Origin of the sequence: Pseudomonas sp. AS2.8, from assembly GCF_014190935.1 — a bacterium.
In the GTDB taxonomy this organism is placed as follows: Bacteria; Pseudomonadota; Gammaproteobacteria; order Pseudomonadales; family Pseudomonadaceae; genus Chryseomonas.
On the sequence record NZ_JACHVV010000001.1, the window covers coordinates 260443 to 274242 of the forward strand.

The 13800-nt window shown below is 68.5% G+C and carries 14 protein-coding genes; 9 read left to right on the forward strand and 5 right to left on the reverse strand.

What is annotated here, in order from left to right; all coding sequences use genetic code 11:
• Positions 1-20: 20 nt before the first annotated feature.
• The 3 genes from FHR73_RS01165 to FHR73_RS01175 all read left to right on the forward strand — a co-directional run bounded on the left by FHR73_RS01165 (position 21) and on the right by FHR73_RS01175 (position 3315).
• Positions 21-1454, forward strand: a complete 1434-nt coding sequence (locus FHR73_RS01165; protein WP_183628901.1) for a PLP-dependent aminotransferase family protein — start codon at positions 21-23, stop codon at positions 1452-1454.
• Between the two features lie 107 nt (positions 1455-1561).
• Positions 1562-2092 carry a hypothetical protein gene (locus FHR73_RS01170; RefSeq protein ID WP_221191391.1) on the forward strand — a complete coding sequence of 177 codons (531 nt, stop codon included), beginning with the start codon at positions 1562-1564 and terminating at the stop codon, positions 2090-2092.
• Positions 2093-2205: 113 nt separating this feature from the next.
• Entirely contained in the window at positions 2206-3315 is a 1110-nt protein-coding gene (locus FHR73_RS01175; RefSeq protein ID WP_183628903.1) for a Gfo/Idh/MocA family protein, read from the forward strand.
• 62 nt (positions 3316-3377) lie between these two features.
• Here the strand turns inward: FHR73_RS01175 and FHR73_RS01180 are convergent, their stop codons facing one another.
• Together FHR73_RS01180 and FHR73_RS01185 are read right to left on the reverse strand one after the other, a co-directional pair.
• The gene (locus tag FHR73_RS01180; RefSeq protein ID WP_017641898.1) at positions 3378-3545 is read right to left on the reverse strand and encodes a DUF2897 family protein; all 168 of its coding nucleotides are present in this window, start codon (positions 3543-3545) and stop codon (positions 3378-3380) included.
• A gap of 48 nt (positions 3546-3593) precedes the next feature.
• A complete protein-coding gene (locus FHR73_RS01185) occupies positions 3594-4049 on the reverse strand; it encodes a multidrug/biocide efflux PACE transporter (RefSeq protein WP_183628905.1) in 456 nt (151 codons plus the stop codon).
• 82 nt (positions 4050-4131) lie between these two features.
• Here FHR73_RS01185 and FHR73_RS01190 point away from each other — a divergent pair, with 82 nt between their 5' ends.
• From FHR73_RS01190 to FHR73_RS01210, 5 genes are all read left to right on the forward strand, one after another.
• Positions 4132-5007, forward strand: a complete 876-nt coding sequence (locus FHR73_RS01190; protein WP_183628907.1) for a LysR family transcriptional regulator — start codon at positions 4132-4134, stop codon at positions 5005-5007.
• 77 nt (positions 5008-5084) lie between these two features.
• Complete coding sequence (gene pyrF, locus FHR73_RS01195; RefSeq protein WP_027599014.1) at positions 5085-5783, forward strand: orotidine-5'-phosphate decarboxylase; 699 nt, start codon at positions 5085-5087, stop codon at positions 5781-5783.
• Between the two features lie 103 nt (positions 5784-5886).
• On the forward strand, positions 5887-6804 hold the full coding sequence (locus FHR73_RS01200; RefSeq protein ID WP_183628909.1) for a MoxR family ATPase: 918 nt from the start codon (positions 5887-5889) through the stop codon (positions 6802-6804).
• A complete protein-coding gene (locus tag FHR73_RS01205; RefSeq protein ID WP_183628912.1) occupies positions 6801-7757 on the forward strand; it encodes a DUF58 domain-containing protein in 957 nt (318 codons plus the stop codon). Before FHR73_RS01200 ends, FHR73_RS01205 begins: the two co-directional genes overlap by 4 nt.
• On the forward strand, positions 7754-9763 hold the full coding sequence (locus FHR73_RS01210; protein ID WP_183628914.1) for a DUF3488 and transglutaminase-like domain-containing protein: 2010 nt from the start codon (positions 7754-7756) through the stop codon (positions 9761-9763). Before FHR73_RS01205 ends, FHR73_RS01210 begins: the two co-directional genes overlap by 4 nt.
• Here FHR73_RS01210 and FHR73_RS01215 read toward each other — a convergent pair.
• The 3 genes from FHR73_RS01215 to FHR73_RS01225 all read right to left on the reverse strand — a co-directional run bounded on the left by FHR73_RS01215 (position 9745) and on the right by FHR73_RS01225 (position 12264).
• Complete coding sequence (locus tag FHR73_RS01215) at positions 9745-9924, reverse strand: hypothetical protein (RefSeq protein WP_183628916.1); 180 nt, start codon at positions 9922-9924, stop codon at positions 9745-9747. The genes FHR73_RS01210 and FHR73_RS01215 overlap by 19 nt on opposite strands.
• Before the next feature lie 74 nt (positions 9925-9998).
• Entirely contained in the window at positions 9999-11273 is a 1275-nt protein-coding gene (locus FHR73_RS01220) for a methyl-accepting chemotaxis protein (protein WP_183628918.1), read from the reverse strand.
• A gap of 160 nt (positions 11274-11433) precedes the next feature.
• A complete protein-coding gene (locus tag FHR73_RS01225) occupies positions 11434-12264 on the reverse strand; it encodes a TatD family hydrolase (RefSeq protein ID WP_183628920.1) in 831 nt (276 codons plus the stop codon).
• Positions 12265-12352: 88 nt separating this feature from the next.
• On the opposite strand from FHR73_RS01225, the gene FHR73_RS01230 reads away from it, so the two are divergent.
• On the forward strand, positions 12353-13783 hold the full coding sequence (locus FHR73_RS01230; RefSeq protein ID WP_183628922.1) for a transglycosylase SLT domain-containing protein: 1431 nt from the start codon (positions 12353-12355) through the stop codon (positions 13781-13783).
• The last annotated feature ends 17 nt before the right edge of the window (positions 13784-13800 follow it).

Here is a 13800-nt window from a genome sequence, read left to right on the forward strand (position 1 = left end):
CTTTCGTCCAGGAAGACGCCATGACCAATCTGTTGCTCTATCAGCGCATCGCCCAGCAACTGGCGAACGACATCCGCACGGGGGTCTACAAGCCCGGCGAGCGAGTGCCTTCGGTGCGCAAGCTGAGTCAGCAGTTGGGCGTAAGCCATGCCAGCGTCCTGCAGGCCTATGCCACCCTGGAAGACCAGGGGCTGATCCGGGCCCGGCCGCAATCGGGTTTCTATGTGCACCAGACCCCGGCGCTGACCGCGCCGACGCCGGACATCGCCACGGTGGAACGGCCCAGTCTGGTGACCCGTGCCGGCATCATCAACCAGGTGCTGGCGGAATCGCGGCGGGAAGGCGTGGTGCCCCTGGGCATGGCGGTCCCCCAGCCCGACTACCTGCCATTGCGGGCCCTGCACCAGCAACTGTCCAAGGTGACCCGTTTCCAGGCCCGCGCGGCCTTTTCCTATCTGCACAGTCCGGGCTACGAGCCCCTGCGCCGCCAGGTCGCCATTCGCCTGCGCGATGCGGGCGTGGTGGTTGGACCGGAAGAGGTGGTGATCACCCATGGCTGCGTGGATGCGCTGCAGATGTCGCTGCGGGTGCTGACCAAGCCGGGCGACCTGATCGCCACCGAGTCGCCGTCCTACTACGGGCTGCTGCAACTGGCCGAGGTGCTGGGGCTCAAGGTGATCGAGATCCCCTGCGATCCGGAAACCGGGCTCAGTGTGGAGGCGCTGCAACTGGCCGCGAGCCAGTGGCCGGTCAAGGCCCTGGTGGTGGCCGCACGCCTGAGCAATCCCCTGGGGGGCAGCATGCCAGAGGCGCGGCAGAAGCAGCTGCTCAGGCTGGCGGCCGAGCGCAACATCGCCATCGTCGAGGACGACATCTATGGCGAGCTGACCTACGACAGCGGCTCCAAGGCGCTCAAGGCCCTCGACAAGCAGGGACGGGTCATCTACTGCTCGAGCTTTTCCAAGACCATTTCGCCCGGCGTCCGCATCGGTTGGGTGGTGGCCGGGCCCTATCAGGAAGACATCTGCCGCCTGCAGACCTTCACCACCCATTCCGCCTGCAGCGTGACCCAGATGGGCGTCTCCGCCTATCTGGAGAACGGCGGCTATGACCGCCACCTGCGGGCCATCCGCCAGGAATACCGGCGCAACATGACCGCCTTCCAGCTGGCGATCCAGGAGCATTTCCCCGAGGGCACCCAGATGAGTCGGCCCAATGGCGGCTTCATCCTCTGGGTCAGCCTGCCGGTGCGGGTGGACACCCGTATGCTGCATCAGCGCGCCCTGGACCAGGGGGTGAGCATCGCGCCGGGCATGATCTTCAGCAACACCGACCAGTTCAATCACTGCATCCGCCTCAATTGCGGCCTGCCCTGGGGGCGCGATGCCCAGCGGGCGCTGATGACCCTCGGACTGCTCGCCCGTCAGCTCTGCCAGGAAAGCCTGGCCGCCTAGCGGCACGCCTGGAACCCGTTGCGGGGCAGCGGAGTCGGTTGTAGAGACTGACCCCTGTCGCGCCTGGTGCTCCGCTCCGGACGCGATATACCGAGTGTGGTGAGCCCATGCGTGGATACCTGGCAACGACGGCGCTGGCCGTGACCCTGCTGTTGGCGGGCTGCGATAACGAGTCACCGCCGGCCACGGCCAAGGCGCCTCCGGCAGCGGCTCCAGTGCCGGAAGCGCCGAGGCCATCGGTGGCAACCGAGCCCCAGGGCAGCGCCGCCGATCTGCGCGCCTATCGCCTGGACCCGCTCCCGACCAAGGCCTTCGTGCTGCCGGCACCGCCACCGAAGAAACAGGACCTAGCCAAGAACAGCCAGCTCAAGAAGCCTGCCGTTCCGAAGCCAGCGCCGGCTGTCGCCCATCCACTCGACCTCAGCGTGCCCGGTGAAACGGCTGCGTCCCAGGCGGCGAGCGCGCGTCACCTGGGCTCGGGCAAGGCCGACACCAGCGTCGCCGAGGCGGGGCTGTTGCCGCAGTTGTTTCGCAAGGAAGGCGACCCTGGTCGTTTCGAACTCGGCGGTCGGGTGATCAGCCGAGATCGCAGCGACGACTTCGAAGGCGCTGAGGTCGAATTGCGCTTTCGGCGCTAGTCCGTGGGTGCCAGGTGGTCGGTGCTGAACGTCGGTCCGGAACTTCCTCGCCGCAACGCTTGCCGACAGTTCAGGTGGCGGACACAACGTCTGCCTGGATTCGGGAGCGTTCCATGCCCAGTGCGACAGGTAAGATTCGTTATGCGGTGGTAGGCGGTGGCTGGATTTCCCAGGGCGCCTTCATGCCCGGGGTCGGGCAGACCAGCAATTCCGAGATGACCGCCCTGGTCACCGGCGATCCCGTCAAGGCGCGGGATCTAGCCGCCAAGTACGGTCTCAAGAGCTACACCTACGAAGAATTCCCGGCGCTGCTGTCTTCCGGCGAGATCGATGCGATCTACCTGGCCACGCCCAATTTCCGCCATCTGGAATTTGCCGTACCGGCGCTGGACGCCGGTATCCACGTCCTGCTGGAAAAGCCGATGGCGATCAGCGAGGAGGAATGCCAGGCGATCAACGCCGCGGCCGCGCGCTCCGGGGCCAAGTTGATGATCGCCTATCGACTGCACTGCGAGCCGGGCACGGTGGAGATGATCGAACGGGTGCGCAATGGCGAGATCGGCGATCCGCGCCTGTTCACCTCGACCTTCACCCAGCCGGTCGACACGGCCAATCACCGCGCCCAGAGCGGTTTCTGGGCCGGCCCCGTCACCGACATGGGGCCCTATCCACTCAATGCCGTGCGGGCGCTCTTCGCTGACGAGCCCATCGAAGTCAGTGCCGTCGGGGTGCAGACACCCGGGCGCGACATCACCACCTGGGATGCCGTGACCGTGACCCTGCGCTTTCCCGAGGAGCGGCTGGCGAGCTTTACCGTCAGTTTCAGCGGCCCCAATACCGAGCGCTTCCAGCTGGTGGGCCGCAAGGGCGAGATCGAGGCCTCGCCGTGCTTTGGTTTCGGTGAAGGCGTCGCCATCGGCTATCGCCTGACCGTGGACGGGGAGACGGAGGAATTCAAGGCCCCGGTGGTGGATCACTTCGGTGGCGAGACGGCCTATTTCTCCGATTGCATCCTCGAGGATCGTCAGCCGGAGATGGACGGGGAGGAGGGCTGGCGCGACGTGCGCGTGCTGGCGGCCATCGAGCGCGCCCTGGAAAGCGGTCAGCCGCAATCCCTGGAGCCGCTACCCAAACGCCAGGGACCGACCCGCGAGCAGGTGCGCAGCCTGCCACTGGCGGAGGTGCCGGAGTACGTCAACACCAAGGTCCCGCTGGAGTCCTGAAACCACGAAGCCCTGCCGCACAGGATGCGGCAGGGCTTCGTCTGAAGAGGCGGGGCGCGCGATCAGCGGTCCTGGGCCTCCTTGGCATCCATCTCGGCATTGCGCTGCCGGATCTTGGATTTCTGTTCGTCGGTCAAGGGCACCTTGCGCGCCGTGTCCTTGAGCATGAGCAGGCTGCCGACCACCGAGCCGATGGCGACCAGCAGAATCAACCAGGCATACCAGGGCATCTTTCTTCTCCTTGAGTGGCTATATCGCTTCGACCACGGGAGCGTCGGTCAGTGCGCCCGGCAGCTCGCATTCGTGCGTCTGAGCCAGGCGGCGTAACCCAGGTCGTAGAGCCAGTTGAACGCCAGGGTATAGGGCAGGAAGAACAGGATCAGCCCCAGGTCCAGCAGCAGTGCCTGCCACAGGCTGATGGACAGCCACCAGGCGGCCAGTGGTACCAGTACCACGATCAATCCGCCTTCGAAGCCGAGGGCGTGCAGCAGCCGGACACCCAGGCCACGGGTGAAGCCCAGGCGCTCCTGCAGTCTATCGAAACCCAGGTTGAAGACCAGATTCCAGAGCATGGCGATGGCGGAAAAGGCCGCGGTGAGCAGGCCCATGTGCCCCAGGGAGCGATCCAGCAGCCAGGCCAGGGTCGGGGTGGCGAGCAGCACGGCGAGGCCTTCGAAAAGCAGGGCGTGGAGCACGCGGGCACTGGCGGGACGCTGGGTGAGCGGAATGGACATGAGACGACTCCCTGATGGACAGGCCTTCAGTCTCATCGGTTAAGCTGGGGAGATCAAAATGGACTCCATAGGCTGAGCCGATATGTATCCCAATGCCGAGGCCCTCGAGGCCTTCGTCGAGGCGGCCGCGACAGGCTCATTCAGTGCGGCGGCCCGGGTGCTGGGCAAGCGGCAGTCCAGTATCAGCGAGAGCATCGCCCGGCTGGAGGACGAACTGGGGATCCCGCTGTTCGATCGCCAGGGCCGCTACCCGGTGCTGACGGCCGCCGGCGAGCAACTGCTCGATCAGGCCCGCGCCGTGCTCTCGGCCCATGACCGCCTGGCCAATCGCGCCACCCAACTGGCGGCCGGGGTGGAGCCGCGCCTGACCCTGGTGATCTCCGATACCTATCAGCCCACCCGTTACGAGGCGCTGCTGACGGAACTGGACCAGCGCTACCCGGATCTCGAATTCGAATGCCTGATCGCCGAGGACGCCGATGTGCTCAGCCTGGTGCAGGGACGCGCGGATCTGGGCCTGCTCGCCGGTCAGCCGCCCTATCCGGCGGACATCGAGGCGGCGACCCTGGATGGCCTGGTCACCTTTGGCCTCTATGTCGCCGCCGATCATCCGCTGGCGGCGCTGGAGCGGGTCACACCGGCCGACCTGGCGCCTTATCGCCTGCTGCGCCTGAGTACCGTGACCGACGTCTCCCAGCAGGTCAGCCGCCTGCCGGACACCCGCGGTCGCTGCTGGTCGGCGCCCGACTACCTGCTGCTGCTGGACATGGCGGTGCAGGGGTTCGGCTGGGCCGAGCTGCCGCTGTGGCTGGTGACCACCTTCGGCCAGGGACGGCTGGTGGAGCTGGCCGTACCCGGCTGGCCGCAGCGGGTGGCGGTGGACGTGGTCTGGTCGCGGCGACGGCCGCTGGGTCCGGCGGGCAACTGGCTGCGCGAGCGATTGCTCAAGCCGAGCTGAAGGACAAGAACGGCCAAGTGCCGGCGCGGCGCTTTTCTGCGAAAATGCCGGCCTTTGCCGTTTTGCCGAGAGCTCCCATGTCCGCCTGCCAGTCTCCCATCATCGTCGCCCTGGATTTCCCTTCGTCGTCCGCCGCCCTGGCGCTGGCCGACCGCCTCGACCCCGCCACCTGCCGGGTCAAGGTTGGCAAGGAGCTGTTCACCGCCAGCGCCGCCGGGGTGGTGGAAGCCCTGCGCACGCGCGGCTTCGAAGTCTTCCTCGACCTGAAATTCCACGACATCCCCAACACCACCGCCATGGCGGTCAAGGCCGCGGCGGAGATGGGCGTCTGGATGGTCAATGTCCACTGCTCGGGCGGCCTGCGCATGATGACCGCCTGTCGCGAGACCCTGGAGGCCTTCCAGGGTCCCAAGCCGCTGCTGATCGGTGTCACCGTGCTGACCAGCATGGAGCGCGAGGACCTGGCCGACATCGGGCTGGACGTGGATCCCCAGGAGCAGGTGTTGCGCCTGGCCGGTCTGGCCGCTCGCGCCGGCCTGGACGGCCTGGTCTGCTCGGCCCAGGAGGCCTCGGCGCTCAAGGCCGCGCAACCGGCGCTGCAACTGGTCACCCCCGGTATCCGGCCGGCCGGCAGCGCCCTGGATGACCAGCGCCGCATCCTCACTCCACGCGAGGCCCTGGACGCCGGCTCCGACTACCTGGTGATCGGCCGCCCCATCGCCCGCGCCGCCGATCCGGCCCGCGCCGTGGAAGAGATCCTCGCCACCCTGAAATAAGCGGTAAACCTCCGGGGCGACGGTCCCCGGCAAAAGGTGCTGCTATTCTCGTCTTGCAGGCCGACGCCTTCTCATGTCGGCGCAAGGCGAGAGACCTCAGGGCATGCACGATAGGTTGAACGCCTGTCTCAAGGCGGTAGACGGCGTTTTGTTGGGCAAGGAAACCCAGGTCAGGCTGGCGCTGGCCTGCCTGCTGGCGCGGGGACACCTGCTGATCGAGGACCTGCCCGGCATGGGCAAGACCACCCTCAGCCATGCCCTGGCCAAGGTGCTGGGGCTGTCCTTCCAGCGCATCCAGTTCACCTCCGACCTCCTGCCTGGCGATATCCTCGGCACCTCGGTGTTCGATCGCAACAGCGGGCAGTTCGTCTTCCATCCCGGGCCGGTGTTCGCCGAATTGCTGCTGGCCGACGAGATCAATCGCGCCACGCCCAAGAGCCAGAGCGCGCTGCTGGAAGCCATGGAGGAGGGGCAGGTGACCATCGAGGGCGCCACCCGTCCCTTGCCCGATCCCTTCTTTGTCATCGCCACCCAGAATCCCATCTCTCAGGGCGGCACCTTCGCCCTGCCGGAATCCCAGCTCGACCGCTTCCTGATGCGCCTGTCGCTCGGCTATCCCGGACGCGCCGCCGAGCGGGCGCTGCTGCTCGGCGGTTCCGGACGTGAGCAGCTGCCGCGCCTGGAGCCCCTGCTGGATCACGCCCAGTTGCGGCTGATCCAGGCCGAGGTGCCGCGCATCCATGCCAGCGAGGCGGTGGTGGACTATGTGCTGCGTCTGGTGGAGGCCACCCGCACCCAGACGTCCTTCGCCCTTGGCCTGTCGCCGCGCGGCAGCCTGGCGCTGCTGGCCGCGGCGCGAGCCTGGGCACTGCTGGCGGGGCGCGACCATGTGCTGCCCGAGGACGTCCAGACGGTGCTGCCGGCGGTGGCCGGGCATCGCCTGCGCGACATCGCCGATCCCGCCGGGCATGGGGGGGGCGCCCTGGTGCAGTGGCTGCTGCGCGAAGTCCCGGCGCTGTGACCGGCAGCGCCTGGCAGCGCTATCGAGACGCCTGGCTGGCGCGGCGGATTCCGCCGGCCAATCGCATCACCCTCGATCAGCGGCGCATCTTCATCCTGCCCACCCGCCAGGGCGGCGCCTTCGCCATCGCCTTGCTGCTGATGCTGCTGGCCGGCATCAACTACCAGAACAGCCTGGCCTATGGCCTGACCTTCCTGCTGTTTTCCCTGGCGCTGGTGGCCATGCTGCACACCTACCGCAACCTGGCCGGTCTGCAACTGGTCGGCGGCGGCGCCAGCCCGGTGTTCGTCGGGGAGGCCGCCGGTTTTCGCCTGCGCCTGGAGAGCAGTGGCCGCGCGCACCAGGGCATCGCCCTGGGCTGGCGCAACGAACCGCGGGTGCTCAGCGACGTACCGGCGGGAGAGAGCGTCGCCCTGCAGATCTTTCACCCGGCGCCGAACCGCGGTTGGCTCAGACCCGGGCGGCTGCGGGTGGAGAGCCGTTTTCCCCTCGGCCTGTTCGTCGCGTGGAGCTGGCTGGACCTGGACGTGCGCGCCCTGGTCTATCCGCAGCCCCTGGCGACCACGACGCCGCTGCGCAGCGGCCAGGATGCCGGAGGCGAGGAAGGCCAGCGCCAGGCGGGACAGGGCGCCGACGACTTCCAGGGTCTGCGGCCCTATCAGCCCGGCGATTCGCGCCGGCGGCTGGACTGGAAGGCCTTTTCCCGCGGGCAGGGCCTGCTGGTCAAGGACTTCACCGCGCTGGCCGGCAGCGAACTCTGGCTGGATTTCAGCGTGCTCGATGGCGACACCGAGACCCGGCTGTCCTGGCTGTGCCAGGCGGTGCTGGATTGCAGTGCCCGCCAGCTGCGCTTCGGCCTCAGGGTGCCCGGGGTGGAGCTGGCGCCCGCCAGCGGCGAAAGCCAGCGTGACGCGGCGCTGCAGGCCCTGGCCCTGTTCGGACGGCCGTCATGAGCACCGCCGTGCCACACCCCATTCCGCGCATCGCCCTGATCTGGCTGCTGGTGGCCCAGGCGCTGGTGATCCTGCCGCACCTCACCCATCTGCCGCCCTGGGTTGGTCTGCTCTGGGCCTTTTGCGCCGGCTGGCGGGTGCTGCTGTTCCGCATGCGAGTGCGGGCGCCGACGCGGATCGAAAAGGGCGGCCTGCTGCTGCTGACCATGGGCGGCATCTGGTTGTCGCGCGGCTCCTTCATCGGCCTGGACGCCGGTGCCGTGCTGCTGCTGGTGACCTTTGCCCTCAAGCTGATCGAGATGCACAGTCGCCGCGATGCCCTGGTGGTGATCTACCTGGGTTTCTTCGCGGTGGTGATCGCCTACCTGTTCGAGGACGGCCTGCTCGCCGCGCTCTACAGCCTGTTGCCGGTGACCGCCCTGGTGGCGGCGCTGATCGGACTGCAGCAGAGCACCCTGGCCAGTCGGCCGCTGGCGACGCTGAAGGTCGCCGGCACCCTGCTGCTGCAGGCGGTGCCGCTGATGCTGCTGCTGTTCCTGGTGTTTCCGCGCATCGGTCCGCTGTGGTCGCTGCCGCAACCGGGCGACCAGGCGCGCACCGGACTGGGCGACAGCATGGCGCCGGGGGAGATCGCCCAGCTCTCGCAATCCGCCGAGCGGGTGTTCCGGGTCAGCTTCGTCGGTGACCGGCCGGCGCAGCGCGATCTCTACTGGCGGGCCACCACCTACGAGCGCTTCGATGGCGCGCGCTGGTCGGTGGATCCTGATACGGCCTGGAGTCCGGAACCGGCCTGGACGCCTGGCGGACCCCAACTGGATTATCAGGTGGTCATGGAGCCGAGCGGTCGGCCGTGGCTCTATGGCCTGGACGTGGCGCGCAGCGACCAGCGCGACGTGCGCCTGGCCAGCGACTTCCATCTGCAGCGCCGCCGCCCGGTGGACCAGGCGCTGCTCTACCGGGTATCCAGCTGGCCGCAGGCGACCCGCGAGCCGGAGCGGCTGTCCGCCTCCAGCCAGCGTCGCGCGCTGCAGCTGCCCAGTGGCGGCGAACCGCGCACCCGTGCCTGGGTGGCCCAGCTCAAGACGCGGACCTCGACGCCCGAGGCCCTGGCCCAGGCGATCCTGGCCTATTTTCGCCAGCAGCCCTTCGTCTATACCCTGCAGCCGCCCACGGCGACTGTCGATGCCATCGACGCCTTTCTCTTCGACAACCGTCGCGGTTTCTGCGCCCACTATGCCGGAGCCATGACCTTTGCCCTGCGGGTGGCGGGCATCCCGGCGCGGGTGGTGGCGGGCTACCAGGGTGGTGAATTCAACGCGGCGGGCGGCTATCTGCTGGTGCAGCAATTCGATGCCCACGCCTGGGTGGAATACTGGCTGCCGGGGCGCGGCTGGATCAGCGTCGATCCCACCGCCCAGGTGGCGCCCGAGCGGATAGAGCGTGGCCTGCAGGAGGCCCTGGCGGCCCAGGGCGCGGCCAATGAATTCCTCGCCGACAATCCCTTCGCCGCCAATCGCTATCGCAACCTGGCCTGGCTCAATGACCTGCGCCTGGGCTGGGATCGCCTCAACTACGGCTGGCAGCGCTGGGTGCTCAACTACCAGGAGGACACCCAGGGCGAACTGTTCAAGCGGTTGCTCGGCGAGGGCTCGCTGCAACGTCTGGGGCTGCTGTTGGCGCTGGTGGTGCTGGGCGTGCTCGGGGTGATGGCGCTGCTGGTGCTCAAGCCCTGGCAGCGGTCGCGGGATCCCCTGCTGACGCGCTTCGGCCAGTTCGAGCGCCTGCTGGCGCGACAAGGTGTCAGGCGCCGAAACGGCGAGGCGGCGGGCAGCTTCGCCGGGCGCGCCATGGCCGAGCTGCCGGCGGCACAGGCGGCGATCAAGGCGTTCTCGGCGGAATTCCAGGCGCAGCGCTATGCCGGTCGACCCGCGGATCCGGCGGCGCTATCGAAGGCGCTGAAAGCGTTGAAACGCCAGCTGCGTGAGCGTCAGGCGCGCAGCGACTGAGGCGCGGGGAGGGCGTCGGGTTCCTGCAGGGCGAAGGCCACCAGGCAGACGATGGCCGCCAGGATCAGCGGTTGCGGATGCGGGTTGCCGAGGGCCTGAGCGATGCAGCCCAGACCCAGCAGCAACAGAACGGCGGAAGTGAGGGTGCTGACCGAGCGCATGGCGGTTCTCCAAAAACGTGCGGGCATCTTGCCGCCTGTCGGGCAACCGCGCGAATGCGCTCTCGCTATGGAGGCTATAGGCGCAGCTGGCGGATCGCCTGATTCAGGGTTCCTGCGAGGGCGGCCAGTTCGGTGCTGGTGCTGGCCGACTCCTGCGTCAGCAGCATGGTCCTTTCCGTGACATCGCGGATGCCTACAACCGACCTGCTCATCTCTTCCGCCACCTGCGCCTGCTGCTCCGCGGCCACGGCGATCTGGGTGTTGCTGTCGCGCATCAGGGTCACGGCGGCGGTGATGTCGGCGAGGGCCTGTCCGGCGGCGCCGGCCTGGACCACGCAATCGTCGGCCTTGAGCGAACTCTCGCGCATGAATTCCACGGCATCGCGGGTACCGGCCTGGAGGCCGTCGACCATGCGGGTGATCTCGTCGGTGGAGCCCTGGACGCGCTTGGCCAGGTTGCGCACCTCGTCGGCCACCACGGCGAAGCCACGGCCGGCCTCGCCGGCGCGGGCCGCCTCGATGGCGGCGTTGAGCGCCAGCAGGTTGGTCTGCTCGGCGATGCCGTGGATGACGTTGACCACGCTGGTGATGCGCTCGCTGTTCTCGGCCAGCTCCTGGATCATCACCGCGGTCTGCTGCACGCCCTGGGAGAGGTCGGCGATGGAATGGCTGACGCGCTCCACCGCCTGCTGGCCGGCGCCGGCCAGGCGATCGGCTTCCTGGGACTGGTCGCGGGTGCCGGCGGCGTGCTCGGCGATCTGCTGCACGGTGGCGCTCATCTCGTTGATCGCGGTGGCCGCCTGATCGGTCTCGTGCTGCTGATCGTGCATGCCGCCACGCACGCCCTGCATGCCGCTGGCCAGACGTCCGGCGCCTTCGTCCAGGCGCGAGGCGCTGGCGGCCACGGTACCGACGACGCGGGTGTAGCTGTCCTGCATGGCGTTGAAGGCCTGGGTCATCTGCCCGACCTCGTCGCGTCCGCGCACCTCGACCCGGGCGGTGAGGTCGCCGTCGCGCTCCACCCGCAGCATGGTGTCCTTGAGGCGTTGCAGATTGCCGAGGATGAAGCGGATCAGGAGCTGCGAGGCCACCAGCAGCACCAGCATCAGCACGCCCACGGCCAGGGCGTATTCCGGCGCCCGGGCGATGAAGATCTCGCCGAACGTCGGGGCGTTCAGCCTGCTGGCCGCCTCACCCACGACGGCCTTGACCGCCTTGAGCTGCTCGGCGCGGCCGGAGACCTCCAGCTGCATGGCGAACAGCACCAGCAGCAGGCTGGTGAAGAAGGCGACGGCGTTGACCGCCCAGAATTTGTACTTGAGGGAAATATCGCGCAGCCAGGCAAACATAGGGGGTATCCAGTCGGCGGGGCCGCATAGCCTGGCAGGCCGGCGCGACCCGGATCTTGACTGGCGTCAACGTCCTGCGAGAAGACGTCTGACGCCGTGGGATAAGCCCAAAGGTTAACGGCTTGCACGGGTCTGACTTTAGCGAAACGACACCCGCGTCTTAGTCGAATGGCTCGACCCTCTCTGGCGCGGCGATCTCCGGCAGCCCGAAGAAGGCGCGGGCGGTGGCGGTGGTGTGCAGGGCGGTCTGCTCGGGCGTTTCGTTGCGCAGGCGCGCCACGGTGCGCAGGATCTCCGGCAGGAAGGCCGGTTCGTTATGGCCATGGCGCGGCTTGGGTCTGAGTGTGCGCGGCAGTAGGTAGGGGGCATCGGTTTCCAGCATCAGCCGGCCGACCGGGATCTGCCCGACCAGCTCGTGCAGGTGCAGGCCGCGGCGCTCGTCGCAGATCCAGCCGGTGATGCCCAGGTGCAGGTCGAGATCCAGGTAGCCGTAGAGCGCCTTGCGTTCGCCGGTGAAACAATGCACCACCGCGGCCGGCAGGTGGTCGCGATAGTCGCGCAGGATCGCCAGCATCCGCTCGCTGGCGTCGCGCTCGTGGAGAAACACCGGGCGGCGCAATTCGGCGGCCAGGGCCAGCTGTTCCTCGAAGCAGCGCTCCTGCTGCGGTCGCGGGGTGAAGTCGCGATTGAAGTCCAGGCCGCATTCGCCCAGGGCCCGCACCTTGGGCTGGCTGGCCAGGTCGCGCAGGGTCCTGGCGGCGGCCGCGTCCCAGGTCGAGGCTTCGTGGGGATGGACGCCCGCGGTGCTGAACAGGGCCTCACCCGCATCCAGGCGCAGGCAGAGGTTGAGGGCGTTCTCGCTGTCTTCGAGGGTGGTGCCGGTCAGCACCAGTTGCATCACACCGGCGGCCTGGGCCCGCTCGATCACCGCGTCCACCTGCTTGAGCAGACTGGGGTGGGTGAGGTTGACGCCGATGTCGATCAATTGCATGGTGCGGACCTTCTACAGACTTTGTCCCTTCATTCTATCCGTAGTCCGGGTGCTTTCGGCGCTGTCCCGGCCAGGTCAGGAGTCCTGGATGCCGTTTCGATTCACCCTTGCCATCCTCGGCTGCCTGCTCGCCGGTTCCGCCCAGGCGCGGCTCGGCGCCCTGCCACCCGAAGCACCGCGCCATGTCGCGGCCCGCGACCTGGTCGCCATCGAGCGTGCCGGTGAATTGCGCGTCCTGGTCAACCAGAGTCGGCACAGCTCCGGCGAATGGAACGGCCAGGCCCTGGGCATCGAGTATCGGCGCCTGGAGGCCTTCGCCCGCTACCTGCGGCAGCAGCCCGGGGGCCGGCCGCTGCGCCTGGTCTTTGTGCCCAAGGCCAAGGACGACCTCCTGGCGGCGCTGCAGCGCGGCGAGGGCGATCTGGTGGCGCCAGGCGAAACCTTGCTGCCGCCGCCGCGTTCGGCACTGATCGCCGCGTCGGTGGCGGCGCCCACCAGTTTGGTAGTGGTGGGCGGACGCGGCCAGCGCCTGCCTCGCCATCTGGAACAACTGGCCGGGCGGCGGGTGGTGCTGCCCCAGGGCAGCGCCGCCGGCCCGGCCCTGGAACGGCTCAACGTCCAGCTGGAAAAGCGCAGATTGCGGCCAGTGCAGGTCGAGTGGGCCGATCCGACCCTGGCGGTGGAGGACGTCCTGGAGCTGACCCAGGCCGGCATCTATCCGCTCAGCGTCGTCGAATCCGGCCTGGCGCATCGCTGGGCGCGGGTGCTGCCGCGCCTGCGGGTCGCCGATCGGGTGGTGGTGGCCCATGACCAGGCGCAGCTCTGGTACGTGCGCGCCCCGGCGCATCAGCTCGCCGAGCGGATCCGGGCCTTCGCCCGGGCACCCCAGGCGCGCGATGATGACAAGGCCTTTCGCCAGGCCTATGCGCGCCGCTATCAGGTGCGCGATCCGCTGCAGGCCCATGACCGCAAGCGCCTGGCCCAGGTGCGGCCGCTGCTGCAGCGCTATGCCAAGGCCTACGACTTCGACTGGCTGACCCTGGCCGCCATGGCCTACAAGGAATCCGGCCTCGATCCCCATGCGCTCGGTGCCGGCCGCGCCGCGGGGCTGCTGCAGATCACCCCGCGGGCGGCGCGCAGCGTCGGGGTGCGCAACCTGCATTCCGCCGAGGACAACGTCAAGGCCGCCACCCGCTACCTGGCGCGCCTGCGCCGCGAGTTCTTCTCCAGTCCGCGGCTTGCCGAACGCGAGCGCCGCGCCTTCACGCTGGCGGCCTACAACCTTGGCCCGGAGCGCGTCCAGGCGCTGCGGGCCAAGGCACGCAAGCAGGGGCTGGACGGCGATCGCTGGTTCTTTCAGGTCGAGCGCATCGCCGCCGAGGAGGTGGGTATCGGAGTGGTCAACTACGTGGCCAGCGTCAACAAATACCGGGTGGCCTTCAGTCGTGAACGGGCGCGCCTGGAAGCTCCGGCCGTGGCGGCGACCGGCGCCGGGGCGACCCGAGGCGAAGACGGTTGAAGCCCGCTTGACAGGGC